We start from the raw sequence: 25,609 nt of genomic DNA, 5'->3' as shown, positions 1-25,609 counted from the left end.
CGTCCAGTCTGTTGACTGGCCATCAAGACGCGTTCCAGAGTGTGCTCCAGCTGCCGACGCTGACAAGAACTGCACCCCGTTTTGGGATCATCCCCGGGCCGGTCGAGGCCGTGCTTCGTTCCTGCGCACCAATGGTCGGTGCGGACATCGCACGAATCCAGGCCGTCGGCGGCGGGGGTGTAGCGTCCCGGGAACGGCCGCGCCAGAGGGTCCGCACGACGTTTCTGCAGTGGCCACGGCGTTTTCAGGCAAGGGCTGGGACGGCCATCCCGAGCTGCTGGGCGAACCACAGGCTGTCCGCGTTGGCCCAGTACTCGATCAGCAGGCCGTCCTGGACCCGCAGGGTGTCGGTCCCGGTGAAGGTGATCGTGCGTCCCACAGCGTCCGGCGAGGCGCCCGGGATGCCGCCGGTGTAGGTGCCCTGCGCCCCCCAGCGGACCACGAGGTACTCGCCGTCTGTGATCGGCCCGACGGCGAGTTGGAAGTCGAGGCCGCGGAACGCGCTTTGGATGCCACCGACCCACGCGTTGAGCGATTCGCGGCCCGTCGCGTCGCCGGGGGCCCCACCGGTGATCGGGGCCGCGTGCGCCACCCACTCTGGGTGGATGATCCGGTCTGTGTAGCTGAGTTCGCCGTTCCACAGCAGCCGCCACGGCTCGACCAGGGCGAGGATGTCGTTCGTGTTCATGATTCCTCCAACGTGCTAGTGCCTATCTTGTTTGTTATAGGCTCTAACTAAAGTAAGCATGCGTTACTCTAGGTGTCAAGAACTCGCTCGGAAGGGGGGCGTGGATGGCAACCACAGTGAGGGACCGTTACCGCACGGAGATGCGCGAGGCGATCAGGCAGGCGGCCGAGCGCCAGCTGCGCGAAGACGGGCCAGGAGGCGTCTCGCTCGCGGCCATTGCCCGCGAGCTGGGCATGTCGGGGCCTGCGCTCTACCGCTACGTGCCCAGCCGCGACGCGCTGCTGACCGAGCTCATTTCGGATGCATACCTCGACCTTGCGCGGGCGCTCCGAGACGCCGTCGAGCGGACGCACGACGGCGGCGATCGCCTGGGCGCGCTCCTTACCGGCTATCGCACCTGGGCCAGGCAGGAGCCGCACAGGTACCGACTGCTCTTCCAGCCCCCGCTGCCCGACTTCGACTCCAATGCGACGTCCCTCGTCGAGGCTTCCCGCGCACCGATGCGAGTGCTCCTGGAGGTGTTGACCGCGAAGCCGGCCAAGGGTGCGGGAGCGGTGCTCACGGACGCCCTGAGAGCACAGCTCGAAGACTGGGCGCGCGGACACGGCCCGTCCGCCGACGCCGAGGCCGCGCTGGCAGCCGTCACGATCTGGAGCCGGCTGCACGGCTTCGTGAGCCTCGAGATAGCCAACGACCTGACCGCCATGGGGGTCGACGCAGATGAGCTCTTCGCCATCGAAGCCCGCCGCATGCGCCCGTGACCCCCTCAGCTCAATCAAGCAACCCGAGTCAATGCGTCGTGGCGAACCGCTGGCCCGCGACCACATGCTCCGGGAGCGCCGGTGGAGAGGGTGCATCCGGCGTCGGCGCGGGAGCAGTCATCCAGCACGACGGTCAGCAAGGGCCGCACCGGCAGGGCCCGGCGCCTGTCGAGCGCAGCGACGTCCAGGAAGCCGCTGGCGGGGGGTTGCTGGTGCGGTAGCGGGCAAGGTCATTCTGAGAAGGGTCCTTCGATGGTCGAGAGATGCGGCGATCGGCCCCGTGGCCTGGGCAGCCGTGGTCAGTGGTGCTGGGGTGTGCGGATGCGCAGGCTGATGAGAGCGGCGGCCAGGAGCGCGACTGCGGCGATGGTGAAGCTGAGCTGGAGCCCGGGGACGAAAGTGTCGGGATTGGCGATGAACGCGCCGAAAACGGCGATCGCGACTGCGCCGCCGACTTGGCGGAAGGTGTTGAAGACTGCGCTTGCGGTGCCGGCGCGTTCGGCCGGGACGCTGGCGAGCACGACCGAGGTCACAGGTGGCATGGCGATCGAGCCGCCGGTCCCGGTGAGGATCAGGAACACGCCGGCGAGGATCGGCGAGCCGGTAGGCGCGCTGGTGAGCAGTCCGATGAACCCTGCTGCCATGAGGACGAAGCCGAACACGATTGGAACCTGCGCGCCGTAGCGGTTGGCGAGGGTCCCGCTGATGATGTTGCCGGTGATGCTGAAGGCTGCGGATGGGAGGAAGACGAGACCGGCGAGGAGGGGGCTCAGGCCGAGGTGTTGTTGGAGGTAGAGGCTGACGACGAAGACGGAGCCGAAGTTGCCGACCATGAAGACGAATCCGTCGAGGAGTGCGACGCGCATTCCGCTGTAGCGGAAGAGTTCGAGCGGCATCATCGGGTGGCGGACTCGTGCCTGGATGAGGAGGAAGCTGGCGATGCCGGCCGCGGCGACGGCGAGCGCCAGGATGACGGAGGGTTGTCCGAAGCCCTGGTCGCCGCCGGTGATGAGTCCGTACATGAGGGCGGCCAGCGAGACGACGGCCATGGCCTGTCCGGCCCAGTCGAACGGGGTCGGCCGTTTCGGCGAGTGGGCGACGAAGGCCCGGAGCGCCAGCATCGCGACACAGATGGGGAGATTGATGCCGAACACGAGCCGCCAGTCAGCTGTCGTCAGCGCACCGCCGACGAGGGGGCCGACTGCGCCGGCGACAGCGCCGCCGACAGCCCAGATGCCGAGGGCGTGGGTGCGCCTGCGCGGGTCGGGGAATGCTTCGCGGATGAGCGCCATCGATGCGGGCAGCATGATCGCAGCGCCCGCGCCTTGGACGACACGGGCTGCGATCAGCAGACCCAGCGACGGCGCGACGGCGCAGCCGATCGACGCTACGAGGAAGAGGACGATGCCGCATCCGAAGGAGCGCTTGGCGCCGATCCGGTCGGACAGGTTGCCGGCGAACAGCAGCAGCACGGCGAACGTGAGTGTGTAGCCGTCGATCACCCACTGCCGCCCCGCAGTGCCGCCGCCGAGCTCGATGCCGATCTGGGTCAGGGCGAGGTTGACGATGAGGATGTCGAGGGTGATCAGGAAGAACCCGAGCGACGCCAGAAGCAGCGTGATGCGCGGTCGGCCCCCCGTGGCATCGGCGGGAGCGGCGGGTGCCGGAGTCGTTGTGGGGTCGGTGCGGGGCACAGAAGTCCTTCCGGACCGGTGGCGGTGGGGGGTCAGTGGGTGAAGATGCGCTTTGCGATGTTGATCGCGGAGAGCGCCTTGGGCCAGCCGGCGTAGAACGCCAGATGGATCATGACCTCTTTCAGTTCGGTCTCGGTCAGGCCGTTCTGTTTCGCGATCTTCAGATGCGCCTCGAGCTGTTCCCAGTTGCCGGCCGTGATGAGGCTGGCGACCGTGATCAGGCTCCGGTCGCGTTTGGGCAGCTCGGGGCGTTCCCAGATGTCGCCAAAGAGGACGTCGTCGGTGATGTCGACGATCTTGGGTGTGAAGTCTCCGATTGCTTTGCGTAGGCCGCTGGGTTCGCGCTTGGCTGGCATGGCCTTCCTCTCTGGACTCGCGATTCGTTGGAACGGGTGTTCGCTATCAAGAGAACCGTCAATTCCATGCGGGCGGGAGGCCCTGGTGAAAGGTGTTCTGGCAGGGAACCCCATCGCGCTGGCTTCGCACGTACGGTGGAGGCCATGACGATGCAGAAGCGAACTCTCGGCACTGCGGCGCTCGACGTGTCCGCGATCGGGCTGGGCTGTATGACGATGACCGGTGGGTACAGCGGACGGCCCGACCGTGCCCAGATGATCGAAGTGATCCGTGCCGCCGTCGAGCGCGGGGTCACATTCTTCGACACCGCCGAGATCTACGGTCCGCACGCGAACGAGGAACTCGTCGGGGAGGCGCTGGCGCCGGTGCGCCACTCGGTCGTCATCGCCACCAAGTACGCGCAGGACATCGACCCTGTCGAACGGAAGCCGCGTGGAAGGATGCTGCTGCCCGGTGATCTCGCGGCCGCGGTCGACGGCTCACTCGCCAGGTTGCGCACGGACACGATCGACCTGTACTACCAACACCGCATCAACCCGGCTGCCCCTATCGAGGACTTCGCCGGCGCCGCCGGGGAACTGATCGACGCCGGGAAGATCCGCAGCTGGGGGCTCTCCGAGGCATCCGCAACGACGATCGGGCGGGCCAACGCCGTCACACCGGTCACTGCCGTCCAGAGCGAGTATTCGCTCTGGTGGCGTCGACCCGAAGCGGGCGTGCTCGCCGTCTGTGAGGCGAACGGGATCGGGTTCGTACCCTTCAGTCCCCTCGGCAAGGGATTCCTCACCGGCACCATCGACACCTCGACCACGTTTGACGAGCACAACGATCTGCGCGCGCAGATTCCCCGGTTCGCACCGGCCGCCCTGGAGCACAACCTCGCCCTGGTCGAGACTGTCAAGGATGTCGCCGTCGGGTACGGCGCGACGCCTGGACAGGTGGCTCTGGCCTGGTTGCTGGCCCGCAAACCATGGATCGTACCCATTCCCGGGACGACGAAGCTGCACCGCGTCGAGGAGAACATCGCTGCCGCCGACCTCGCCCTCTCCCCGGAGGATCTCGCGCGTCTGACCGCAGCGTCGGACAACGCCGACATCCAGGGCGGCCGCTACCCGGGATTCCTGGAAGCGCAGACCAACCTGTGAGAAGGGGGTGGGAGCCATGAGCACGCAGAACAGCGACGACGTCCGCGAATTCCTCACCTCGCGTCGGGCGAAGGTACGACCGGAGCAGGTCGATCTACCGGGCGGACCGAACCGCCGCGTGCCAGGGCTGCGCCGCTCCGAGGTCGCGATGCTCGCCAGCGTCAGTGTCGAGTACTACGCGCGTCTGGAACGCGGAAACCTCAATGGCGTCTCCGAGGCCGTCCTGAACGCCATCGCGACGGCGCTGCAGTTGGACGAAGCCGAACGGCAGCACCTCTTCGACCTCGCCCGCGCCGCGAACGCGTCCACGGCCCGCCGTCCACGCAGCAGTTCACGTCCCGCGACGATCAGACCCGGTCTCCAGCTGATGCTCGACGCCGTCACGGGAGGCCCGGCGCTGATCCGCAACGGCCGGATGGACATCCTCGCCACCAACCTCCTTGCCCGAGCCCTGCATGCCGAGGCGTACAGCACCCTGCGCGAGCGGCCAGTCAACCTGGCACGGTTCGCCTTCCTGCACCGTGAGAATGCGGAGCGGTTCTACCCGGACTGGGACCTCGCCGCCGACATGATCGTCGCCATCCTGCGAGCCGAAGCCGGCCGAGACCCCCATGGCCGAGACATGCAGGATCTGATCGGCGAGCTCTGCACGCGAAGCGAGGAATTCCGGATCAAGTGGGGCGACCACAACGTCCGCCGCCACGTCACCGGCGTCAAACGGTTCCTGCACCCCGTCGTCGGGGACCTCGAGTTCCTCTTCGAGGGAACCGAGCTCCCCGATCAGCCGGGCTGGAGCCTGAACGTGTACATGGCCGAACCCGGTACACCCACCGCCGACGCGCTCCGCATCCTCGCCAGCTGGGAGGCCACCCGCGAGCAGGAGGAGGACACCGCGGACCAGAACGCGCACTCAGCCTCGACTGCTCGAGCGGCTGGCTGATGCCCCACGCGACGGCGGTCTCTCCGATCGCTTCGGCGTGTTCGAGGATCGGGAGGATGTCGTGCTGCTCAGTTCGCCAACTCGACTGCCGCCTGCATGCACCTCGACGGGGCGCACTCGGTTTCGTTCTTAAGGGTGCGCACCAGCCCATGGAGGCTGACCGGGACGAGGCCGCTCCCTCCCTCGGGAACATGGGCGAAGAGGACTCGAAGTGCTCGCCCGACGTGAGGACCTGGATCGCTGGCCCCCACGGCACCGGCGTATGGATTTGAGGGATCCTCAGCCGGCGTACTGCGGGCACGCCTCGTTGGAACAGCCCTTGTCCCTCGGGGTCCATTTGTCCCCGTCCTGCTGCCACACGATGTGCCGGTGCTGGCCGCACAGCTCGCACGTCGGTGCGACGAAGCTGTGCTTCTCTTCTTCCGTGTAGGCGCGGAAGTCTGACATGGTTCCTCCTCGACTTCGGGAGTCCCCACACTACGCCGGGCCCCCGGGCGCGGCCAGAGCCTGAAGGTCCCCCGAGGCCTGAAGGCCAGGCGTCCGAAGGCTAGGCGAGCGCGAGGGTGACTTCGATGTTGCCCCGGGTCGCGTTGGAGTAGGGGCAGATTTCGTGTGCGCGCGCCATGAGGTCCTCGGCCGTTGCCGCGTCGATCTCCGGCAGGCTCACTTCGAGCTGGGCGCTGAGGCCGTACCCGCCGGTCGGCAGGGCGTGCAGCGAGACGTCCGCGGCAACCTCCGAGCCGCTCGCGTTGACGTTCGCGCGCGACGCGACGAGCTTGAGCGCGGAGTGGAAGCAGGCCGCATACCCTGCAGCGAACAGCTGCTCCGGGTTGGTGGCCCCACCAGGTCCGCCAAGTTCCCGGGGAACGCGGACCGGCTCGTCGAGATGGCCGTCAGGGGACTGGATCCGGCCGTTGCGACCGTCTCCGAGCGCGATGGCGCTTGCCGTGTAGAGGGTTTCCATGCGAGCAATCATATTGCACACAATATAACTGTGCAAAGTACTATGGGGTGATGACGACTCAGGCGTACCCCCAGCTCGAGCTCGACGCCCAGCTGTGCCTTCCCCTGCACGCGGCGACGCGCGCCGTGACCCGCGCCTACGGGCATCTACTCGCTCAGGAGGGCCTCACGTACCCCCAGTACCTCACCATGCTCGCGGTGTGGGACGCCGCCGATCCCGTCAACGTGGGCGAGATCGGGGAGCGCCTCCGCTTGGACTCGGGGACCCTCACCCCGCTCCTCAAGCGGCTCGAGGCCGCAGGCCTCGTCGAGCGCCGCCGGGACCCGGGCGACGAGCGCCGCGTCCTGATCTCGACGACGCCGGAAGGCATGGCCCTCAGGGATCGCGTGGCGAGCGTCCCGCGTCGACTCGCCGCGGCGCTCGCGCTCGACGAGGAGGAAACGCGGGCCCTGCGCTCCCTCCTGGCCAAGGCTATGCTGCACCTCGACGCCTTCGAGGCGACGGCAGGCCACGGTTCCTGAGTCCATGAAGCTCAGGAGTTGTGGGCGCCAGCCGACGCGAGGAGCCGGCACGGCGCATCGTCGAGGTCGTTGGGCGTGCGCAGCCGCTCCCGCCGCGTGAACGGATGCGAAGGTGCGGGCCGCTCCCGTCAGTAGCCGGAGGTGCCCGCCATGAGCGCCGCCTGGATCATGTTCCCGTTGGCACCCACGACGTACCAGACGCCCGCCACGCCCTGACCCTTGGTGTCGCCCGCCGCGGTGTCCTTGGCGTAGTAGTAGAGGGGCATGCCGTTGATCGTCACCTGATCCTTGCCGTCGGCGGTCTTGATGCTCCCGATCGTGCCGGTGACCCCCTGAAGTGTCGGGGTACCCGTAGTGGTGACAGCAGGCCAGAGGGGCGCGCACCCGCCGACGCACGCACTCGCCGTCGTGCCCTTGTTGTCCCTCGTGTAGACGTAAACGGTCATGGACTTCCCGTCTACGACAATGGTCTGCCCGCCCGCGTTCGAGGTCTTGAGCGTGACGCCGGCGGCCGCCTGCGACGACGCTGGCGCGGAGGACGACGCCGGTGCGGAGGACGACGCTGGCGCGGAGGACGACGCCGGTGCGCCTGCCGAGGATGACGTCGACCCCCCGCTCGTGCCGCCGCAGCCGGCGAGTGCCAAGGCCGGCACCGCCCAGGCTGCGGCCATCCACACGGCTGCTCGCTTGTTCATGGTTTGCCTTCCCGTTGGTGCGGCGGTTGGCCCGTCGCTCTGCCCCTCAGACGCCTCCGGGCGCAGAATGGTTCAGGCGGAATGAACCGAATCGGCTCCGGGCGCGTGTGAGTGGCGAGGAGGCCTGCATGCCCATGGATGAGGACGCTGTCGCGGCGCTCTACCGCGAGCACGGTGCCGCGCTCCGCCGCTTCGCGCGTGGGGCGGTGGGCAGCTCGAAAGCGGAGGACATTGTGCAGGAGGCGATCATCCGCGTGTGGCGCCAGGCACCGCCGGACACCCAGAGCCTCCGTGCCTACCTGTACCGGACAGTGAGGAACCTGATCGTGGACCAGCACCGCCTCGCCGCGCGGCGCCCGAGGTCCGCGGCCTCAATCGACGAGATGCCCGATGGCTTCGCCGTGGCCGTGGATGTGGAGCGCATCGACGAGCTCCTCGACCGCGTGGTGATGGAGGAGGCCCTCGCGAGGCTCACGCCGGAGCACCGTCAGGCGCTCGTGGCCGTGCACTACCGCCGGCTCAGCGTCGCGGAAGCAGCCCAAGAGCTCGGTGTACCGGCCGGAACCGTGAAGTCCCGCTGCTTCTACGCGCTCAAGTCCCTGCGCTCCGCGCTCGACGAGATGGGGGTGGACCGATGACCGCCACACAGCATCCCTCCGGGCACGAAGGGCTTCGCCTCGACCTCGGCGCCTACGTGCTGGGCGCCCTCTCCCCGGACGAAGCCAGGGCGGTCGAGGTACACCTCGCGGCGTGCGTCCACTGCCGTGCCGAGCTCGCCTCGCTCGAGACCCTGCCGGCGCTCCTCGATGCGGTTCCCCTCGCGCGCGCCGCGGAGATCGCGCACGACGACGCCCGCTCGCCTGACTATGCCCTCGGGCCAGCCGGCGCGCCGCGCGAGCTGCTTGCCCGGGTGGCCCGGCGCCGTCGTGCGCGTTCGGCGGTGTGGGCGGGGTCCCTCGCTGCGGCGGCCGCGGGGTTCTTCGCCGCGGGAATCGCGGCCGGACCAGTGGTGGGGACCGCGCTCGGTGGGGGCCCCGCCCCATCGGCCCGTCCTTCCGCGACGGCCCCTGCCCAGACCCTCACCCTGGCGTCGGAGTCCGGCGCGCAGATTGACCTCGCCCTCGTACGGAAGGGGTGGGGCACCGAGCTGGACCTGACGTGCCACGGGATGCCGAACGGCGGGGTGTTCACGGTGTGGGTGGTCGGCGCCGACGGCTCGTCCCAGCAGGCGGCCAGCTGGAGTTCGGCAGGCTACGCGAGCCGCGCGGTCCTGACCGGTGCGACGTCGATCCAGCTGGCCTCGATCCGGACGGTCGAGATCCGGGACGCAGCCCAGCAGACCATCGCGAGCACCTCAGTCGGCTGAGCTAGCCCCGCACGGCCGTGAGGTCAAAGATCACGCGGCCGGCCGCGAGCGCCTTGTTCTCGAAGCTCGTCAGGACGCGGCCCTCGAATCGGGGTGCCCAGCCGCCCACCTCGTCGACCTCCCCGGTCGCCTCGCAATCCACGCCGGAGGCCCACGCGGCGGTGAGGGGGCTCGGGGAGCCGGCCAGCTCGCCGTCGTGCGCGTTGCGGAAGTGCGGCGAGTCCGCGACCACCTCGCGCAGCTGCTGGGCGTAGCCGGACCAGTCGGTCGCGAGCCGCCACACCCCACCGGGGGCGAGTACCCGCGCCGCGAGGTCAGCGAACGAGTCCCGCACGAGGCGCCGCTTGTGGTGCTTCGACTTGTGCCACGGATCGGGGAAGAACACCCACAGCTCGGCCACGGACCTTGCGGTGAGCATCGTGCCGAGGACCTCGGGGGCGTTGGCCTGGACCACGCGCACGTTCGTGAGGCCGCGCTGCGCGATGCGAAGGAGCGTGTTCGCGAGCCCGGGCTTGTAGACCTCGACGGCGAGGAAGTCGTGCTCCGGGCGCGCCTCGGCCGCCGCGACGATCGCCTCGCCGAGGCCGGAGCCGATCTCGACGACGAGCGGTGCTGCACGCCCGAACTCCGCCGCCGCGTCGAACACGAAGTCCGGATGCACGGACGTGTCCGCGACGTGCCGTGGAACGTCCACCACGTACGCGTCCGCGTGCTCGTCCCACGCAGTCTGCCGCCGCCCCTGCAGGCGGGTTCCGCGCCGCACGAAGCTCACCGGCTGCCGCCGGTACGTCCCGAAGGATGCCTGTGAGCCGGGGGTGACGGGGTTGCCCTGGAGGGGATCGCCGTGGGCCGGCGTGGGGGATTCGGGGTGCTCGCTCATCGCATTAAAGGCTACGGGACGCACGACGGCGCCCCCTCCCGCGCGTAGGTCACGCGCGCGAGGGGGCGCCGTCGGGCTGGAAACTCAGTGCCTGAGATCCTTGCCCTTCGTCTCGGGCAGGGCCAGCACCGTCAGGATCGAGACGCAGACCATGACCACCGCATAGACGTTGAACGCCCAGGACGCGTGCAGGACATCGGCGAAGAGCTGCTGGAGGTACGGCGCCGTGCCGCCGAAGAGCGCCACGCAGATCGAGTAGGGCACGCCCACACCCACGGTGCGGATGTGCGCGGGGAACATCTCGGCATACGCGGCCGGCACGATCGCCGCCGAGCACGCGATGAACACGAGCATGACGGACATCGAGACGAACAGCTGCCAGGCCGAGTCGTGGAGGAGCCACGTCATCGGGAAGTGCAGCACCGCCACCCCGACCCCGCCGATGATCATGACCTTCTTGCGGCCGATCCGGTCGCTCAGCCTTCCCCACAGCGGCAGTGCGATGAGGAACACGACGTTCGCGCCGACACCCGCCCACAGCGCCTCCGAGGCATTGATGTGGAGGCTCGAGATGGCGAAAGCAGGGGCCACGACGCCCCACACGTAGTAGATGATCGTGAGGCCGACCGTCATACCGATCACTTGGAAGGCCTGCTTCCGGTGCTCCACGATCGAGCGCCACATCCGGTGCTTCGGCTTGGTGGTGCCGGCGGCGAGCCCCTCGAACGCCTCGGTCTCGGGCATCCGGAAGCGCATGACGAGGCCGTACAGGCCCAGCGCCGCCCCGAGGAAGAAGGGGATGCGCCAGCCGAAGGCGTCCATCTGCGCCTTGGTCAGCACGCTCGTGAGGAGCACGCCGAGGAAGGTGCCGAAGAGGACCCCGGCGGTCCCGGAGACGTAGATGAGCGAGGACCAGAGCCCGCGCTTCTCCTTCGGCGCGACCTCGGAGAGGTACGTCTGGGAGGAGGGCAGCTCGCCGCCGTGCGCGAGGCCCTGGATGAGCCTGGCGATGAGCAGCGTGAGCGAGGCGAACGCGCCGACCGAGGTGAAGGTCGGGGCGATCGCGATGAGCAGGCTGCCGAAGGCCGCGAGGGCCACGGCGAAGGTCATCGACGTGCGGCGCCCGATCCGGTCGCCAATCCAGCCGAAGACGAGCCCGCCGAAGGGCCGTGCGAGGAAGCCCACCGCGAAGACGGCGAGAGTGGAGAGGATCGCGGACGTGGGGTCTGCTCCGTTGAAGAGCTGCTTCGAGAAGAACGGCGCGAACGTCGCGTAGACGTTCCAGTCGAACCACTCGACGGCGTTCCCCACGCCGGTGCTCATGATCGTCTGTCGCGTGGACGGTGCCTTCCGGAGTCGTCCGGCAACGGCGGTGTTGGTGGACATGGTGGCCTTTCGAAGGGTGAGGATCAGGCGCCCGCGAGGGATGCGGCCTTGGTCAGGGCGAGGTGCGCGTAGAGGGCCGCGCCGTCCGCGAGCACCGCGTCGTCGAACGTGGCGAAGGGGGAGTGGTTGAACGCTGAGGTGGCAGGGTCGACGCCAGCGGGCACGGCGCTGAGGCCGATGAAGCTCCCGGGCACCTCGGCGAGCACGCGGGAGAAGTCCTCCGAGCCGCTCAGCGGCTGGGCCAGACGCGCGTGGCGGCTCGGCGCGCTCGGGTCGGCGCCGAAGAGCTCCGCGATCGCGGCCTCGGCGAACTCCGTCTCTCGCTCGTCGGTCACGGTGAGCGGGTACTCGGCCTCGTACCGGACCTCGGCATCGAGGCCGTGCGCGTTGGCGATCCCCTTCAGCAGCCGCGGGATCGCCGTCTGCATGCGCTCGCGGTTCGCGCCCGAGAACGTGCGGATGGTCGCGTCGAACTCGGCCGTCTCGGGGATGATGTTGCGCTTGGACCCTGCGGCGAGCCGGCCTACCGTCACGACGCACGGATCGAACATGTCGAACTGGCGCGTGACCATGGTCTGCAGCGCGACGACCATCTCGGCGGCCACCGTCACCGGGTCCTTGGCCATGTGCGGGGCTGAGCCGTGGCCGCCCGCGCCGAGGACCTTGACGAACAGCCCGTCGGAGGCGCTCATCATGACCCCGGGCCGCGTCACGAACTGCCCGTGGGGCGCCATCGACGAGAAGACGTGCATGCCGAAGGCCGCGTCGGCCCGGCGCCCGGCGGCGTCGAGGACGCCCTCGCGGATCATCACGGACGCTCCGTCGTAGCCCTCCTCGCCCGGCTGGAACATGAAGACGACGTCCCCGGCGAGCCGGTGCCGGTTGTCGGAGAGCAGGGTGGCTGCGCCGAGCAGCATCGAGGTGTGCAGGTCGTGGCCGCACGCGTGCATCGCGCCGTCGATCCGCGACGTGAACGGGGCCCCGGTGCGCTCCTGCACGGGCAGGGCGTCCATATCGGCCCTCAGCAGCACGGTGGGGCGGCCCGTTCCGGTCACGGCAGGCGAGGCGGACGACGACGGCGACTCTCCGCCGTCGTGCGGCGCACCGTTTGCCGTGGCACCACCGGTGCCGCGCAGCACCGCAGTGACCGACGTGGTGTCGGTGCCGGTCGAGACCTCGAGCCCGAGCCCATCGAGGGCCGCGAGGACCTTCTCCTGGGTCCGGGGGAGCGCGAGCCCGATCTCCGGCTCCTGGTGGAGGGCGTGCCTCCACTCGGTGAGCTGGCCCTGAAGGCTCCGGGCGGTGTCGATGAACTCCATGATTCCTTTCCTGTGACCTGCGCCACGTGGCGATGTCCGCCCCCAGTGTGTGGCCAGATGCGAAGTGACCGACTAAGTTCGTCAGTATCATGCAGACCCTGAGACCAAGTCGTCAGAATCGTGCGGACGGACCGCTGCTGGATGTCCTCTCCGAGGAGGACCTCGAACTCATCAACGCCCTGCAGATCGCCCCCCGCGTCACGTGGCAGGACGCGGGCGCGATCCTTGGGGTGCGTCCCGCCACGCTTGCCGCGCGGTGGGAGCGCCTCGAGTCGCAGGGCCTCGCGTGGATCACGTCCTACGGGGTGGGCGATCCCACCGAGATGACGCTCGCGTTCGTCGACGTCGACTGCTCCCCGGGCACAGTCATGTCCGTGGCGGACGCACTCAACGCGATCCCCGAGGTCCAGACCGTCGAGCTCCCCGCCGGCCACCACGACGCCATGCTGACCGTCTTCACACGATCCCTCTACGACTACGCGAATGTCGTCGCACCCGCCATCCTGGCCATCCCCGGCGTCGAGAGGATCCATGCGGCGCTCGGCAGCACGCTTCACCAGGCCGGCCACTCGTGGCGGATCCCCGCCCTCGACGCGAAGAAGTCCGCAGCGTTCGCCCAGCTCGCCGAGCGGCCGAGGTCCTCCGGCCCGCTCACGCCGGCGTGCCACGACCTCCTGCCCCTCTTGGCGCGGGACGGGCGGGCCAGCTCGGCGCAGATGGCCAAGGAGCTCGGCCGGAATCCGTCCACGGTCCAGAGGCAGCTCGCGAAGGTGCTCGGGTCCGGGCTCGTCGCGTTCCGCTGCGATGTGGCCCAGCTTGCCGTCGGCTTCCCGGCGACCTGCACGTGGTACGCGAAGGTGCCGTCAGGGCAGCACACCGCTGCGGCCGCGGCGATCCGCTCGATCCGCTCGGTCCGCCTGTCCGCGTCCATCACGGGTCGGGCCAACTTCATCGTCACGATGTGGCTGCGCTCGGTGGCGGAGGTCGCGGCGGCCGAGATGGCCATGGCGGAAAAGGTACCGGGGATTGAGTTCCTCGAAAGCATCGTCGTGCTGAGGGTGACGAAGCGCATGGGCGTCCTCGTCGGCCCGGACAGCAGGGCGCGGGGGCGCGTGGACCTTGCTCCGGCGGCCATCCCGGCCGGTCTGGACTGAGGCGTGCGCGCAGTCTGGCTGGTGGTGTCTGCGCTGGCATGCGGGAAGGCCTCGCAGTCCCTGCTAGTATAGATATTTAGGTCGCCGTGCCCGGCCGGGATTCCCGGAACCGAGCGCCGCGCGGCCTGCGTCGATGAACGCGTTTCCAGGCCCCGCAGCCCCGACCCTCGAGGGCGGGCAGCGGTGAGGCCAGGCTCCCTTTCCTCGGCGAACCCTGTGGGCCGCTTTGGCCTGTGGGGCCGATCCGACGCTGGAGTTCCTACAGCCATGGCTGATCAGACCTTCGTTTCCCTTGGCGTGCCCACGCCCCTGTCCCGCATCCTTGCGGACCAGGGCATCGAGTCGCCGTTCCCCATCCAGACCAAGACCCTTCCCGACACCCTGTCGGGCCGAGACGTCCTCGGCCGCGGCCGCACCGGCTCGGGCAAGACCATCGCCTTCGCGCTCCCGCTCGTGGCACGCCTCGCCGAATCGGGCCGCGCAGGCTCGGGGCGCCGTCGTCCGGGCCGCCCGCTCGGGCTCGTGCTCGCCCCGACCCGTGAGCTCGCCACTCAGATCGATGCGACGGTCGCCCCGCTCGCTGCCTCCATGGGGCTGAACACCACGGTGATCTACGGCGGCGTCTCCCAGGCCCGCCAGGAGCGTGCGCTCGGCGGCGGCGTCGACATCATCATCGCGTGCCCCGGCCGGCTCGAGGATCTCGGCCGCCAGGGCATCGTGAACCTGAACGACATCGAGGTCACCGTCCTCGACGAGGCCGACCACATGGCGGACCTCGGCTTCCTGCCCGTGGTCAAGCGCCTCCTCGACCAGACCCCGAAGAACGGCCAGCGCCTGCTCTTCTCGGCGACCCTGGACAATGGCGTGGACAAGATCGTCACGCGCTACCTGCACGAGCCGCTCACCCACTCGGTCGACGCACCGCAGGCCGCGGTGAGCACCATGGAGCACCACGTCCTGCTCACCCAGGACGCCACGAGCAAGAAGAACCTCATCGAGGCGCTCGCGTCCGGCCAGGGCCGTCGCGTGCTGTTCATGCGCACCAAGCACCACGCCAAGCGCCTGGCCCAGCAGCTCACGAAGTCCGGCATCCCCGCCGTCGACCTCCACGGCAACCTGTCCCAGAACGCCCGCGACCGCAATCTCGCGGACTTCGCATCCGGTGCGGTGCGCGTGCTCGTCGCCACCGACGTCGCCGCCCGCGGCGTGCACGTGGACGACGTCGAGCTCGTGGTCCACGTCGACCCGCCGGCCGAGCACAAGGCGTACCTGCACCGCTCAGGCCGCACGGCCCGTGCGGGCTCGGACGGCACCGTTGTGACGATCGTCCTGCCCGAGCAGAAGCACGATGTCCGCAAGCTGCTGCGCGACGCCGGCGTCAAGGTCGAGATCACGCCTGTGACGTCGTCCTCGTCCGAGGTCGCAGCGCTCGTCGGCGAGCGTGCCGAGTACGTTGATCCGGAGGTGCGCGCCGCGGCCGTGGCCGCGAAGATGCCGCAGCAGGGCGGCGGCACGTCCACCGGCGCCAACGCGCAGCGCAAGCGCTCACGCCGCGGCCCCGGTGCAGGCCAGGGCACGCGCGACGACGTAGCTCGCCGCGGACGTGGCGGCGCCGGCGGCGAGGGACACCGCAACGACGCTCCGGCCGCGAAGGGCCAGACCGCACGCTCCTCGCAGGGCGGCCAGGATTCTCGGCAGGGCCGGGGCTCGCGGACCCGTGCTGAGGGCTCGGCGCCTGTTCGCGGTCAGCAGCAGCGAGGGCAGCAGCGCGGCGAGCGGACGGGCGGCGAGCAGACCCGCGGAGGGAGCGCAGCCGTGTGGAGCTCGACGACCGGCGGAACCTCCGGCGGCAGCTACTCCGGCGGTTCGGGTTCCGGGGGCCAGCGTGGCCAGGGCAGCCAGGGTGGCCAGGGCCAGCGCGGCAGCCAGGGGCGCGGCCGTGGTCCGCGCCGGGCAGGCGCGCCGGCCTCCAACGCCCGCTGACCCACCCCACTCGTCCGTGAGCTGACGTCGGGTCGTACGGCCCTGAGGCTTCGCCTCAGCACGCCATACACTGGCTGCATGGCCAAGCACGAGACCCCGAATCCCACCCAGTCTGAGGGCGTCCGCACCCTCTCGCCCGAGGATGCCTGGGAACGGGCCCGAACCATGGTTGTGGGCCGGCTGGCCTTCAGCAGCGGCGAGCGCCTCGAGCTCTTCCCGATCAATTACCTCGTGGACCGCGGGACTGTGCTCTTCCGCACAGCCCCGGGCACAAAGCTCGCGGCGTCGATGGGCCGGCTCAAGGTCGCCTTCGAGGTCGACGGCTACGAGGCCGACGTCCGCGAGGCCTGGTCGGTCGTCATCCATGGTGTCCTCGAGCCCGTGCTCAACACCGAAGAGATCGTCGACGCTGTCGCGCTGCCGCTGTTCCCGTGGCAGTCGGGGGAGAAGGCGTTCTTCGTGCGGATCGTGCCGTCCGAGATCACCGGTCGTCAGTTCTTGGTTGCGGACCCGGGTCACTGGGCCTCCCAGTTCATGGGCGGCCCTCGGGCCTCGGGCGAGTAGCACCCAGCCGAGCTCCATCGGGCGGTGCGGCGTCACCCGACTCACCGGCGTCATGCGCCCTACCAACGCCAGCGAGACGCCGAACCCGACCCGCACACCGCATGGTTAGCCCACCGCCGTGAGTCCGGCCGTGCACGCGACTCTGAACCGGGTGGGAGGTCCACACGAATCGTGGCCCCACCCGGCGGAGCAGTAGACCGCGTCGGAGAACTCTGTGGATCCCGTCCGGCAGGGCAGACTGGTATGCATGAAGACTCTTCTGAATCTCATCTGGTTCATCTTCGGCGGCTTCGTCCTGGCCCTCGGCTACTTCCTCGCGGGACTGATCTGCTGCGCCCTCATCGTCACCATCCCGTGGGGCATAGCGTCGTTCCGCATCGCCTCCTACGCCCTGTGGCCGTTCGGCCGCACGATCGTGGACAAGGGCGGACGCGTCGGAACGGCCTCGATGATCGGGAACATCATCTGGCTCCTCGTGGCAGGAATCTGGATTGCCATCGGCCACGTCGCGACGGCCATCGCCATGGCCACGACGATCATCGGCATCCCCCTCGCGATCGCAAACCTCAAGCTCATTCCGGTCTCGCTCATGCCGCTCGGCAAGGAAATCGTGCCCACCGACCGCCTTCTCGCAGGCTTCGGGCGCTGACCCGGCGCGTCGAACCGGTTGCAGCGCTCTTGGACACGTGCCTGAGCGCACTATAGGTTTGGTCTGATAAGGAGGCACGAATGCCCGAACTCGATAGTTCACTTGCCGGCGAGTGGAAGTTCGACCCCGCACACACGCGACTCGGCTTCTCGACGCGCCATGCGATGGTCACCAAGGTACGCGGCGCGTTCAACGACGTCGAAGGCGTCATCAACGTGGACGTCGACGAGCCGACCAACTCGTCCGTCAACGTCGTCATCCAGGTGAAGAGCATCGACACCCGCAATGCACAGCGTGACGAGCACCTTCGGACCAATGACTTCTTCGATGCGCCGCACCATCCGGAGATCACGTTCGTCTCGAAGCGAATTGACCAGGTCGAGGAGAATAGCTTCATCGTCAACGGCGACCTGACGATCCGCGGCGTGACGAAGGAGATCGCGGTTCCGATCGAGTTCATCGGCATAGAGACCGACCCGTTCGGCAACATGCGCGCCGGCTTCGAGGGATCACGCCGCATCGACCGCAAGGACTTCGGTGTCAACTGGAACGCTGGCCTCGATTCGGGCGGCGTGCTGGTCTCCGACCGCATCCTGCTCGAGTTCGAGATCTCAGCGATCAAGTCTACTGACAGCGACGGCGACGACGACAGCAACGAGAAGCCCGATCACGACTGATCATCCGTTCCACCTCCCGTGGCGGATGAACCAGAGGAAGGCCTCCACCCGTTCGTGGCGGTGGCGTTCGTCGAGGCCACGGGTGTCGGGCAGCGGTTCGGAAAGCGGCACTGGCCGCTGCACGTGACGCTCCTGCGCTTCGATATGGCCCCGGAGGCCGCCCTGACGGCGGCGTCCGGGGCTTTTTCGTGCTGTGAGCCTCTCCGCGTCCGGATCGGGCACGACGCCGCCTTCGGCTATCGAGGCCGGGTGCAGGTCTCGCTCGTGGAGCACGACGCCGGCCTGCAGGCCCTGCACGAGCGGATCCTCAAGGCGGTGGCCGCGGGCGGGGGGCGCATTCACAGCCCCCATCACACCGGCCGGGGCTTCCGGCCGCACGTGTCCGTTCAGGGCGAGCGACGCGTCCACCCGGGGCAGACGGTCCTCCTTGGCGGCGTGTCGCTCGTGGACATGGCCCCGGACGGGGACGCCGAGTGGCGCATGCCGATCGGGGAGTGGGGCGAGGGCACATCGGACGCCGGCTGACCCCGGGTCGTTGGAATGTGACCCCGCGTGCTTAGGGAGAGCCCTCAGTACTGGGCGAGCCAGGAGCCTGCGGCGAGCTCCGTCCGCAGGTTCTCACGCGCGCGGGCGTCCCACAGCGAGCGCCCGGCGGTTGTGTGGAACAGCGGATCCAGCCCGAGCAGCTGATTGAGGACCGCGGCGCGGCCCGCGCGGAAGGCGTTGTCCGGGACATGGGCGAACTCGGCCCGGACCTGTCCCGCATACCGGCGGTACCCGTTCTGGTCGCGGCCCAGTACCGCGAGGTCGGCGTCGCACAGGAGCTGCCCCGCGGCGTCGTGCGTCTCGGGGGAGTGCCCAGCGGTGAGCCGGACGAGCCGGCCCACTTCGCCGATCTCGGCGTCGGACAGGCCCGCAGCGGAGAGACGGTCCTCGGCCAGCAGCGCAGATTCCTCCTCGTCGGAAGCGGGCGCAGCACCGCCGAGGCCAGCCCGGTACACGGCGTCGTGGAACCACGCCGCGAGGACGACGGCGCGCGGTACCTCTCGCGGGGACGCGCCCCCGTCGGCGATCACCTCCAGGGACGTCAGGACCGCGAAGAGATGGGCGCGCGTGTGGTAGCGGCGGTGCGGCTCGGCCCAGCGGTCCAGAAGCTCGCGGCCGAGGTCCCCGCGCCCGGGGAGTGCGGCGTCCCACCGCTGGAGCAGGGGCAGTTCGAGGGCCTTCGCGCGCTCGCGTGCGGGGATGCGCAGGCCCGACGCGATGAGCGTGCGGGCCAGATGCCTGCCAGAGACCTCGTGGGCTCCGAGCGCTACGAGTTCGTGGTGGCGGCGCTCGGGGACGTCGTAGTGGTCCTCGTCGAAGGCGCGTTCGGGAATCTCTGCTGCGGCCGCGAAGGCATGCAGCTCCGCGAGCGAGGTGTCCGAGATGAGATGGGCGAACACCGTCCCGTGGGCGGGCCAGATAGGGGAATCGATGAGGATCGCCATGCGCACCAGCATGCCACCGGATGCCCGGTCCGTGTGACTTCGTCCCGCAGGGGCAATTCCCTGCCCGTCGGCTTTTGTTCTCCAGACCTGAGTCATCTACACTCAACTTAGATGCGTTGACCTGAGTGAGGTCAGCGCGGTTGGATGGGTCTGGAAGCTGCGTGGAAGGGAGCTCGTTTTGGACGTCAAATTCACTACCAAGAGCCAGGAGGCGCTGTCGGCCGCCGCGATGAACGCGTCGACGGCGGGCAACCCTCAGATCGAACCGGCGCACCTCCTCAAGGCGCTCATGGACCAGCGCGAGGGCGTCGCCGTCGCCCTCCTGCGGGCCACGGGAGCGGACCCGGACGCCGTGAGTGTCGCCGCGAGCACTGCCATCAAGGCGCTCCCCTCGAGCTCAGGAACCACGGTGGCGCAGGCCCAGCTCAGCCGTCAGGGGCTGCAGGTCATCAGCGCCGCGCAGCAGCAGGCCGAGCAGATGGGCGACTCCTTCGTCTCGACCGAACACCTCCTCCTCGGGCTGGCGGCCGACGGCGGTGCGGTCGGCAAGGCGCTGCGTGACAACGGCGCCGCCCTCGAGTCACTCAAGGCCGCCCTGCCCGGCGTCCGCGGCGACCGCAAGGTGGACTCCCCGGACCCCGAGGGCACGTTCCAGGCGCTCGAGAAGTACGGGACGGACCTCACAGCCATCGCACGCTCCGGCAAGCTCGACCCGGTGATCGGGCGCGACTCGGAGATCCGCCGGGTCATCCAGGTCCTTTCGCGCCGCACCAAGAACAACCCCGTGCTGATCGGCGAGCCGGGCGTCGGCAAGACCGCCGTCGTCGAAGGCCTCGCCCAGCGCATGGTGGCGGGCGACGTCCCGGAGAGCCTGCGCGGGAAGACCCTCATCTCACTTGACCTCGGGTCCATGGTGGCCGGAGCCAAGTACCGTGGCGAGTTCGAGGAGCGGCTCAAGGCTGTCCTCGAGGAGATCAAGGCCTCCGAGGGCCAGATCGTCACGTTCATCGACGAGATCCACACGGTGGTCGGCGCGGGCGCTACCGGCGATTCCTCGATGGACGCCGGCAACATGCTCAAGCCCATGCTGGCCCGCGGCGAGCTGCGCCTCATCGGCGCGACGACCCTCGACGAATACCGCCAGAACATCGAGAAGGACGCGGCGCTCGAGCGCCGCTTCCAGCAGGTGTTCGTGGGCGAGCCGAGCGTGGACGACACGATCGCGATCCTCCGCGGGCTCAAGGAGCGCTACGAGGCGCACCACAAGGTGGCCATCGCCGACTCCGCGCTCGTCGCGGCAGCAACGCTGTCCAACCGGTACATCTCCGGACGCCAGCTCCCGGACAAGGCCATCGATCTTGTCGATGAGGCCGCCTCCCGCCTGCGGATGGAGATCGATTCGGCACCGGAGGAGATCGACCAGCTGCGCCGCGCCGTCGACCGTCTCACGATGGAGGAGATGGCGCTCGACGGCGAGGCGGACGCCGCGAGCATCGAGCGGCTGGCCGCGCTCCGGGAGGACATGGCGGACAAGAAGGAGGAGCTCGCCGCCCTCAACGCGCGCTGGGAAGCCGAGAAGACCGGCCTCAACCGCGTCGGCGAGCTCAAGTCGAAGCTCGACGAGCTCCGTTCCCTCGCTGACAAGGCCCAGCGCGAGGGCGACCTCGGCGAGGCCTCCCGCATCCTCTACGGCGAGATCCCGACGTTCGAGCACGAACTCTCAGAGGCAACAGCCGCGACCGAGGCGGAAGCCGCCGAGGGCACCGGGGGGCGCGAGCGGGGCGCAGGCAAGAAGATGGTCGCCGAGGATGTCACGGCGGACGACATCGCCGAGGTCATCTCAGCGTGGACCGGCATCCCCGCAGGGCGCATGCTCCAGGGCGAGAGTCAGAAGCTGCTGCACATGGAGGCGGAGCTCGGCAAGCGGCTCATCGGCCAGGCGAAGGCGGTCAGTGCGGTCTCGGACGCCGTGCGGCGCGCCCGCGCGGGGATCAGCGACCCGAACCGCCCCACGGGCTCGTTCCTGTTCCTCGGCCCGACGGGTGTTGGCAAGACCGAGCTCGCCAAGGCGCTCGCGGACTTCCTGTTCGACGACGAGCGCGCCATGGTGCGCATCGATATGAGCGAGTACTCGGAGAAGCACAGCGTGGCGCGCCTCGTCGGAGCCCCTCCCGGGTACGTCGGCTACGAGGAGGGCGGGCAGCTCACCGAGGCAGTGCGGCGTCGGCCGTATTCGGTGATCCTCCTCGACGAGGTCGAGAAGGCCCACCCCGAGGTCTTCGACATCCTGCTGCAGGTCCTCGACGACGGGCGGCTCACGGACGGCCAGGGCCGCACCGTGGACTTCCGCAACGTGATCCTCGTGCTGACCTCGAACCTCGGGAGCCAGTTCCTCGTGGACCCCTCACTGAGCGAGGGCTCGAAGCGGGATGCCGTCATGAGCGTGGTCAATGCCTCGTTCAAGCCGGAGTTCCTCAACCGGCTCGACGACGTGATCATGTTCGACGCGCTCTCCGTCGACGAACTGTCCAGGATTGTCGAGCTGCAGGTTGCCTCGCTCCAGGCCCGCCTCACGGAGCGCCGGCTCACGCTCGAGGTCACCGACGGCGCCCGCGCGTGGCTCGCGATGACCGGCTACGACCCGGCCTACGGTGCGAGGCCGCTGCGGCGCCTTGTGCAGCGCGAGATCGGTGACAGGCTCGCCAAGGAGATCCTCGCCGGGGAGATTGTCGACGGCGACACGGTCCTCGTCGACGTTGCCGACGTCGAGGTGGATCTCAAGGACCTCACCGGTGCGACGAGCGGCCTGAGCGTCAGGCGCAAGGTACCCGCGGTCCAGTAGCCGCCGAGGTCACCCCGGGTGGCGCCGAGGTCACCCCGGGTGGCGCCGAGGTCACCCCGGGTGGCGCCGAGGTCGGATTCTCGGGCGCGATGTCGACGTTACGCGGGGTGATCTCGCGCTGAGACGGGGTGATCTCGGGCTCGCACGGGGTGATCTCGCGCTCGCACGGGGTGATCTCGCGCTCGCACGGGGTGACCTCGCGCTCACATGGGGTGACCTCGGCGGGGGGTCAGTGGAGGAATGATGCGGTGAGTGTGTTCCCGTTCGTGCTCAGGATGTAGCAGTCCATGCGGCGGTCGCCGCCCTTCCAGCCGTCTTGGCTCGGATAGGCCGACCGCTGCTTGAGGTTGCTGGTGTCCCCGGGCAGCACGATGTTCGGGGCTTTGCACAGCTGGCTGGCGCGCTGTTCTAGGGCATCGCGCCCGGGGTAGGCCTCGGCGTCGCCGGCGTTCTCGACGCCGACGAGCTGTGCGGAATGCGGGTCGGTGCAGGTCACCTTGTCGCCCGAGTTCGCGGCGGCGTCGAAGTCGGCGAAACAGTCGCCCTTCGCGTACGCCGTGGACTCGACTGCCGTCTTGGGCCTCCCCGCGCTGGCGAAGGCCGAGATGCCCCAGATGACTAGCCCCACCGCCACGAGCGCCGTGATCACGAAGAGGGGACCGCGGCGCTTGCGGCGCCTACGCTGCTCACGCCTCGTCCCGACCGGGCTGGCCGGAGCCGCCTTTGGCTTCCGGACGCTCCGGGCTCCCTTGCCGAGAGAGGGGCGGCGCTTCGCAGCGGCTGGGCGCGCGGGCGCGGCGGGGTCCGGCGGGGTCGGGCCGGCGCCGAGCGGTGACCTCGTGGGTCGCGGGGGAGGGGGCGGAAAATTACCCCGTCGTGGTGCCCCAGGGGGGTAGGACGTGCTCATGCACTGGGCTCGCTTCCTTGTAGCTCACACGGCCAGTGGCCATCCAGTAGCCATCGCTGCGCGGATGCGCGGTCGGCTGGAATTACATGTAGTCTAGACCTACGACAAATTGATCAGACACTCTGGGGCCTCGCGAACGTGCCTTCGCGACAACCTCCGGAACGACGCAAAAAGGGGGTCACGCCATGGGGCGCGGCCGTCAAAAGGCTAAGGCAACCAAGCAGGCTCGGGACATCAAGTACTACAGCCCGAGCACTGACTACGCGGCTCTCGAGCGGGAACTGGGCTCACAGACCGGCCATACTTCTCATCGATATGCTGAGGAACCCGAGCAGGACGACTCGGAGTACGCGGATCAATTTGGAGGCGAGGACGAGGACGAGGACTCTCGCCGGATCGGTTGAGGCCCTGAACTCGTTACAGCACCCCGCCATCGCAGGAGCGCATGCAGCTGCCTTGCGGTCTATTGCGCGTGAGGTGACGGAGACCGCCGAACCCCAGCCCCCCGGCGTCGCCCGCAAAGGCATCCTCGGAATGCTCGGTGAACGGGCCGTGCTCGTCGTGACCGGCGCGGGGGTCTCCACGGCATCGGGCATCCCGGACTACCGCGGCCCGCAGGGGTCGTGGCGCAAGCACCGGCCCATGACCTATCAGGAGTTCCGCCACGATCCGGCGGCGCGGCACCGTTACTGGGCGCGCAGCTTCATCGGCTGGCGGCACCTCAACCGTGCCGAGCCGAACCGGGCGCACCGGATCATCGCCGACCTCGAGCGGCGAGGGTACATTGCCGGCGTCGTGACCCAGAACGTGGACGGCCTGCACGCTGCGGCGGGGACCAACAACCTCGTGACGTTGCATGGCGACCTCGACAGGGTCGTGTGCCTCAACTGCGGCAACCTCGAAGCACGGAGGAGCCTCGACGCGCGCCTCTCCGAGGCCAACCCAGGCTACTCCGAGGCCGTCTCGCACGATCCCGCGGCAGTCAACCCCGACGGAGACGTCGAGCTCGACGAGCATTGGGTCGGCCGGTTCGTCATGGTCCCGTGCCTCGTCTGCGGCTCAGACGCGCTCAAGCCCGACGTCGTGTACTTCGGCGAGAGCGTCCCGCTCGAACGCAAGCAGCGGGCGACGGCGATGCTCGCCTCTGCGCGCAGCCTCCTCGTGCTGGGGTCATCCCTTGCGGTCATGAGCGGCTTCCGGTTTGTCCTCGACGCAGTGCACGAGGGCAAGCCCGTGGGCATCGTGAACCAGGGCCCCACGCGCGGTGACTCCCGCGCCGACTGGCGGTGGCGTGCTGACGTCGGCGAGGCGCTCGGGGAGCTCTCCGCGGCACTCTGACCGCGAGGCATGGGCCGCGACGCACGGGCCGTCAGGTTCGCTCGAAGGGGGCGCACCCTCGGGCTGGTCAGGCGATGCGTACCGACACGCTGTTCCATCCGCCGGATGGATACGTGGCCCGCACCGGCGCGTTGGACGCCAGCTCGATCGACGTTGTGGCGCCGAGCAGTTCCTGCATGAGCACACTCAGCTCGAGCCGGGCAAGCGGTGCGCCCGGACACGCATGGATGCCCTCCCCATAGAGCAGGTTGTCGGCCGGATTGCGGTCGAGCCTGAACTCGTCGGGGTCTGGGAATACCCGTTCGTCCCGGTTGGCCGAGGCCCAGAGCACCACCACGCGTTCGCCCGCTGGGATGGTCCGGCCGCCGATCTCGACGCTGGCCTTCGTGCGACGGCGATTCGCGATGAGCGGTGCGTCGAGGCGCAGGATCTCGTCGCTCGCCCGGGCCAGCAGGCCGCCGTCGTGCCTCCGCGAGCGCAAGTCGGCCTGGATGTCCGGATGGTCGGCGAGGAACTTCGCGATGGACCCGACGCTCGCGGCGATCGTTCCGAGCTCGCCGACCGTCCAGTTGCGCACGATCGAGACGATCTCCTCGTCGGTCAGCAGCCGGCCGCCGACCTCCTCGGCCAGGAGCTCGGAGGTGGCGTCGGGCGTGCCGCCGCTGGGAAGGCGCGCACGGTCGCGCCGCAGGTCGAGCTGCTCGCGGATGTACCCGTCGAACTCGAGCGCGATCGCGGACATTGCTGCCCGGTCCATGCTCAGTGTGGCGGCGTGGTTCTTCCGGGTCCACTCGCGCAGAGGCCCGTGGAGGGTCTCAGGCCAGCCCATGAACGCACACTGGACCTCGTTGGCAAAGGGCTCGGCGAGGTCCGCCATGACCTCGACGTCGGCCTGCCGGGGGAGCGCGGCGACGAGCCGGCTCGCGATGGCGCGGCAGGCCGGCTCGAACGCGTGCATGCGCCACGGCGTGTAGTACTTGTCCACGATCGCGCGGAACGGCCCGTGCTCGGGCGGGTCCATCCCGTTCGGGACGGTCAGATGGGTTGAGACGACGTTGGAGAACGTCCTGGGATCGTTGAGGATCCTCCGGTTGTCGGCGTGCCCGAAGACGGCCCAGTTCCCTTGCTCGCCCAGGGCCACGGGGCATCTGGCGCGCATGCCGTCGTACGCCGCGATCTGGTCTGCCTGGACGTCTGCGGCCCGTGGGTTCCAGTCGGCGGTGGGGGCTGCTTCAACGTCTGCGTCCACGGTTGTCTCCTCCATGGCACAACCGTGCCAGATGCATCGG

Annotated in this window: 27 protein-coding genes; 15 read left to right on the top strand and 12 right to left on the bottom strand. The window is 69.2% G+C overall.

All coding sequences use genetic code 11. From position 1 onward, the window contains the following. Window positions 1-244 precede the first annotated feature (244 nt). Window positions 245-688 (bottom strand): ester cyclase, encoded by a 444-nt coding sequence (locus tag AB5L97_RS15950; protein ID WP_307955844.1) that lies wholly within the window; start codon window positions 686-688, stop codon window positions 245-247. A gap of 104 nt (window positions 689-792) precedes the next feature. Here AB5L97_RS15950 and AB5L97_RS15945 point away from each other — a divergent pair, with 104 nt between their 5' ends. After that, the gene (locus AB5L97_RS15945; RefSeq protein ID WP_307955843.1) at window positions 793-1,449 is read left to right on the top strand and encodes a TetR/AcrR family transcriptional regulator; all 657 of its coding nucleotides are present in this window, start codon (window positions 793-795) and stop codon (window positions 1,447-1,449) included. A 299-nt stretch (window positions 1,450-1,748) separates the two neighbouring features. Here AB5L97_RS15945 and AB5L97_RS15940 read toward each other — a convergent pair whose 3' ends face one another. Next, window positions 1,749-3,143 carry an MFS transporter gene (locus AB5L97_RS15940; protein WP_369045387.1) on the bottom strand — a complete coding sequence of 465 codons (1,395 nt, stop codon included), beginning with the start codon at window positions 3,141-3,143 and terminating at the stop codon, window positions 1,749-1,751. 32 nt (window positions 3,144-3,175) lie between these two features. Continuing rightward, the gene (locus tag AB5L97_RS15935; protein ID WP_307955827.1) at window positions 3,176-3,499 is read right to left on the bottom strand and encodes a carboxymuconolactone decarboxylase family protein; all 324 of its coding nucleotides are present in this window, start codon (window positions 3,497-3,499) and stop codon (window positions 3,176-3,178) included. Window positions 3,500-3,649: 150 nt separating this feature from the next. Between AB5L97_RS15935 and AB5L97_RS15930 the strand changes: the two genes are divergently transcribed. Then, on the top strand, window positions 3,650-4,645 hold the full coding sequence (locus AB5L97_RS15930; RefSeq protein WP_423246861.1) for an aldo/keto reductase: 996 nt from the start codon (window positions 3,650-3,652) through the stop codon (window positions 4,643-4,645). Between the two features lie 16 nt (window positions 4,646-4,661). Further along, a complete protein-coding gene (locus tag AB5L97_RS15925; protein ID WP_369045385.1) occupies window positions 4,662-5,585 on the top strand; it encodes a helix-turn-helix transcriptional regulator in 924 nt (307 codons plus the stop codon). A gap of 279 nt (window positions 5,586-5,864) precedes the next feature. Here AB5L97_RS15925 and AB5L97_RS15920 read toward each other — a convergent pair whose 3' ends face one another. Both AB5L97_RS15920 and AB5L97_RS15915 read right to left on the bottom strand, forming a co-directional pair. Next, the gene (locus AB5L97_RS15920; protein ID WP_307955824.1) at window positions 5,865-6,032 is read right to left on the bottom strand and encodes a hypothetical protein; all 168 of its coding nucleotides are present in this window, start codon (window positions 6,030-6,032) and stop codon (window positions 5,865-5,867) included. Window positions 6,033-6,132: 100 nt separating this feature from the next. After that, entirely contained in the window at window positions 6,133-6,549 is a 417-nt protein-coding gene (locus AB5L97_RS15915) for an organic hydroperoxide resistance protein (protein WP_369045384.1), read from the bottom strand. A gap of 50 nt (window positions 6,550-6,599) precedes the next feature. On the opposite strand from AB5L97_RS15915, the gene AB5L97_RS15910 reads away from it, so the two are divergent. Continuing rightward, entirely contained in the window at window positions 6,600-7,070 is a 471-nt protein-coding gene (locus AB5L97_RS15910; protein WP_307955822.1) for a MarR family winged helix-turn-helix transcriptional regulator, read from the top strand. Between the two features lie 128 nt (window positions 7,071-7,198). Here AB5L97_RS15910 and AB5L97_RS15905 read toward each other — a convergent pair whose 3' ends face one another. After that, window positions 7,199-7,765, bottom strand: coding sequence for a COG4315 family predicted lipoprotein (locus AB5L97_RS15905; protein WP_369045383.1), 567 nt, complete (start codon window positions 7,763-7,765; stop codon window positions 7,199-7,201). Between the two features lie 128 nt (window positions 7,766-7,893). On the opposite strand from AB5L97_RS15905, the gene AB5L97_RS15900 reads away from it, so the two are divergent. After that, window positions 7,894-8,403 (top strand): sigma-70 family RNA polymerase sigma factor, encoded by a 510-nt coding sequence (locus tag AB5L97_RS15900; protein WP_307955820.1) that lies wholly within the window; start codon window positions 7,894-7,896, stop codon window positions 8,401-8,403. Next, window positions 8,400-9,131, top strand: a complete 732-nt coding sequence (locus AB5L97_RS15895) for an anti-sigma factor family protein (RefSeq protein ID WP_369045382.1) — start codon at window positions 8,400-8,402, stop codon at window positions 9,129-9,131. The genes AB5L97_RS15900 and AB5L97_RS15895 overlap by 4 nt, the downstream gene beginning before the upstream one ends. Before the next feature lies 1 nt (window position 9,132). On the opposite strand, the gene trmB is transcribed toward AB5L97_RS15895, so the two are convergent. From trmB to AB5L97_RS15880, 3 genes are all read right to left on the bottom strand, one after another. Next, on the bottom strand, window positions 9,133-10,011 hold the full coding sequence (gene trmB / locus AB5L97_RS15890; RefSeq protein WP_369045381.1) for a tRNA (guanosine(46)-N7)-methyltransferase TrmB: 879 nt from the start codon (window positions 10,009-10,011) through the stop codon (window positions 9,133-9,135). A gap of 84 nt (window positions 10,012-10,095) precedes the next feature. Further along, entirely contained in the window at window positions 10,096-11,397 is a 1,302-nt protein-coding gene (locus AB5L97_RS15885) for an MFS transporter (RefSeq protein WP_369045380.1), read from the bottom strand. A 23-nt stretch (window positions 11,398-11,420) separates the two neighbouring features. After that, entirely contained in the window at window positions 11,421-12,716 is a 1,296-nt protein-coding gene (locus AB5L97_RS15880; protein ID WP_369045379.1) for a M20 metallopeptidase family protein, read from the bottom strand. 89 nt (window positions 12,717-12,805) lie between these two features. Here AB5L97_RS15880 and AB5L97_RS15875 point away from each other — a divergent pair, with 89 nt between their 5' ends. From AB5L97_RS15875 to AB5L97_RS15850, 6 genes are all read left to right on the top strand, one after another. Continuing rightward, window positions 12,806-13,870 carry an Lrp/AsnC family transcriptional regulator gene (locus AB5L97_RS15875; protein ID WP_307955815.1) on the top strand — a complete coding sequence of 355 codons (1,065 nt, stop codon included), beginning with the start codon at window positions 12,806-12,808 and terminating at the stop codon, window positions 13,868-13,870. A gap of 267 nt (window positions 13,871-14,137) precedes the next feature. Next, window positions 14,138-15,853: a DEAD/DEAH box helicase gene (locus tag AB5L97_RS15870; RefSeq protein ID WP_307955814.1), complete on the top strand. Its 1,716-nt coding sequence runs from the start codon at window positions 14,138-14,140 to the stop codon at window positions 15,851-15,853. A gap of 78 nt (window positions 15,854-15,931) precedes the next feature. After that, window positions 15,932-16,417, top strand: coding sequence for a pyridoxamine 5'-phosphate oxidase family protein (locus tag AB5L97_RS15865; protein WP_307955813.1), 486 nt, complete (start codon window positions 15,932-15,934; stop codon window positions 16,415-16,417). Between the two features lie 247 nt (window positions 16,418-16,664). Then, a complete protein-coding gene (locus tag AB5L97_RS15860) occupies window positions 16,665-17,066 on the top strand; it encodes a YccF domain-containing protein (RefSeq protein WP_307955812.1) in 402 nt (133 codons plus the stop codon). Window positions 17,067-17,146: 80 nt separating this feature from the next. Then, window positions 17,147-17,743: a YceI family protein gene (locus tag AB5L97_RS15855; protein WP_369045378.1), complete on the top strand. Its 597-nt coding sequence runs from the start codon at window positions 17,147-17,149 to the stop codon at window positions 17,741-17,743. Window positions 17,744-17,761: 18 nt separating this feature from the next. Beyond that, a complete protein-coding gene (locus AB5L97_RS15850) occupies window positions 17,762-18,268 on the top strand; it encodes a 2'-5' RNA ligase family protein (RefSeq protein ID WP_369045377.1) in 507 nt (168 codons plus the stop codon). A gap of 44 nt (window positions 18,269-18,312) precedes the next feature. Here AB5L97_RS15850 and AB5L97_RS15845 read toward each other — a convergent pair whose 3' ends face one another. Then, window positions 18,313-19,233, bottom strand: a complete 921-nt coding sequence (locus tag AB5L97_RS15845) for a DUF4031 domain-containing protein (RefSeq protein ID WP_307955809.1) — start codon at window positions 19,231-19,233, stop codon at window positions 18,313-18,315. 178 nt (window positions 19,234-19,411) lie between these two features. Here AB5L97_RS15845 and clpB point away from each other — a divergent pair, with 178 nt between their 5' ends. Beyond that, window positions 19,412-22,075, top strand: coding sequence for an ATP-dependent chaperone ClpB (gene clpB, locus AB5L97_RS15840; RefSeq protein ID WP_369045376.1), 2,664 nt, complete (start codon window positions 19,412-19,414; stop codon window positions 22,073-22,075). 229 nt (window positions 22,076-22,304) lie between these two features. Here the strand turns inward: clpB and AB5L97_RS15835 are convergent, their stop codons facing one another. Further along, entirely contained in the window at window positions 22,305-22,724 is a 420-nt protein-coding gene (locus AB5L97_RS15835; RefSeq protein WP_369045375.1) for a septum formation family protein, read from the bottom strand. Between the two features lie 443 nt (window positions 22,725-23,167). Between AB5L97_RS15835 and AB5L97_RS15830 the strand changes: the two genes are divergently transcribed. Both AB5L97_RS15830 and AB5L97_RS15825 read left to right on the top strand, forming a co-directional pair. Next, on the top strand, window positions 23,168-23,386 hold the full coding sequence (locus tag AB5L97_RS15830; RefSeq protein ID WP_307955806.1) for a DUF3073 domain-containing protein: 219 nt from the start codon (window positions 23,168-23,170) through the stop codon (window positions 23,384-23,386). Between the two features lie 4 nt (window positions 23,387-23,390). Continuing rightward, window positions 23,391-24,320: a Sir2 family NAD-dependent protein deacetylase gene (locus AB5L97_RS15825; RefSeq protein WP_369047462.1), complete on the top strand. Its 930-nt coding sequence runs from the start codon at window positions 23,391-23,393 to the stop codon at window positions 24,318-24,320. A 67-nt stretch (window positions 24,321-24,387) separates the two neighbouring features. On the opposite strand, the gene AB5L97_RS15820 is transcribed toward AB5L97_RS15825, so the two are convergent. Further along, on the bottom strand, window positions 24,388-25,584 hold the full coding sequence (locus AB5L97_RS15820) for a cytochrome P450 (protein WP_369045374.1): 1,197 nt from the start codon (window positions 25,582-25,584) through the stop codon (window positions 24,388-24,390). Window positions 25,585-25,609 lie beyond the last annotated feature (25 nt).

The sequence above is a fragment of the Sinomonas sp. P10A9 genome, assembly GCF_041022165.1.
Taxonomy (GTDB): domain Bacteria; phylum Actinomycetota; class Actinomycetes; order Actinomycetales; family Micrococcaceae; genus Sinomonas; species Sinomonas puerhi.
The sequence above is the reverse complement of the archived record's forward strand: the minus strand, read 5'-3'. Positions and strand labels throughout refer to the sequence as shown.

Coding starts and splice junctions, on each gene's coding strand:
- AB5L97_RS15950 (WP_307955844.1), bottom strand. CDS start 688: ATGAACACGAACGACATCCTCGCCCTGGTCGAGCCGTGGCGGCTGCTG.
- AB5L97_RS15945 (WP_307955843.1), top strand. CDS start 793: ATGGCAACCACAGTGAGGGACCGTTACCGCACGGAGATGCGCGAGGCG.
- AB5L97_RS15935 (WP_307955827.1), bottom strand. CDS start 3,499: ATGCCAGCCAAGCGCGAACCCAGCGGCCTACGCAAAGCAATCGGAGAC.
- AB5L97_RS15930 (WP_423246861.1), top strand. CDS start 3,650: ATGCAGAAGCGAACTCTCGGCACTGCGGCGCTCGACGTGTCCGCGATC.
- AB5L97_RS15925 (WP_369045385.1), top strand. CDS start 4,662: ATGAGCACGCAGAACAGCGACGACGTCCGCGAATTCCTCACCTCGCGT.
- AB5L97_RS15920 (WP_307955824.1), bottom strand. CDS start 6,032: ATGTCAGACTTCCGCGCCTACACGGAAGAAGAGAAGCACAGCTTCGTC.
- AB5L97_RS15915 (WP_369045384.1), bottom strand. CDS start 6,549: ATGGAAACCCTCTACACGGCAAGCGCCATCGCGCTCGGAGACGGTCGC.
- AB5L97_RS15910 (WP_307955822.1), top strand. CDS start 6,600: ATGACGACTCAGGCGTACCCCCAGCTCGAGCTCGACGCCCAGCTGTGC.
- AB5L97_RS15905 (WP_369045383.1), bottom strand. CDS start 7,765: ATGAACAAGCGAGCAGCCGTGTGGATGGCCGCAGCCTGGGCGGTGCCG.
- AB5L97_RS15900 (WP_307955820.1), top strand. CDS start 7,894: ATGCCCATGGATGAGGACGCTGTCGCGGCGCTCTACCGCGAGCACGGT.
- AB5L97_RS15895 (WP_369045382.1), top strand. CDS start 8,400: ATGACCGCCACACAGCATCCCTCCGGGCACGAAGGGCTTCGCCTCGAC.
- trmB (WP_369045381.1), bottom strand. CDS start 10,011: ATGAGCGAGCACCCCGAATCCCCCACGCCGGCCCACGGCGATCCCCTC.
- AB5L97_RS15885 (WP_369045380.1), bottom strand. CDS start 11,397: ATGTCCACCAACACCGCCGTTGCCGGACGACTCCGGAAGGCACCGTCC.
- AB5L97_RS15880 (WP_369045379.1), bottom strand. CDS start 12,716: ATGGAGTTCATCGACACCGCCCGGAGCCTTCAGGGCCAGCTCACCGAG.
- AB5L97_RS15875 (WP_307955815.1), top strand. CDS start 12,806: ATGCAGACCCTGAGACCAAGTCGTCAGAATCGTGCGGACGGACCGCTG.
- AB5L97_RS15870 (WP_307955814.1), top strand. CDS start 14,138: ATGGCTGATCAGACCTTCGTTTCCCTTGGCGTGCCCACGCCCCTGTCC.
- AB5L97_RS15865 (WP_307955813.1), top strand. CDS start 15,932: ATGGCCAAGCACGAGACCCCGAATCCCACCCAGTCTGAGGGCGTCCGC.
- AB5L97_RS15860 (WP_307955812.1), top strand. CDS start 16,665: ATGAAGACTCTTCTGAATCTCATCTGGTTCATCTTCGGCGGCTTCGTC.
- AB5L97_RS15855 (WP_369045378.1), top strand. CDS start 17,147: ATGCCCGAACTCGATAGTTCACTTGCCGGCGAGTGGAAGTTCGACCCC.
- AB5L97_RS15845 (WP_307955809.1), bottom strand. CDS start 19,233: ATGGCGATCCTCATCGATTCCCCTATCTGGCCCGCCCACGGGACGGTG.
- AB5L97_RS15830 (WP_307955806.1), top strand. CDS start 23,168: ATGGGGCGCGGCCGTCAAAAGGCTAAGGCAACCAAGCAGGCTCGGGAC.
- AB5L97_RS15820 (WP_369045374.1), bottom strand. CDS start 25,584: ATGGAGGAGACAACCGTGGACGCAGACGTTGAAGCAGCCCCCACCGCC.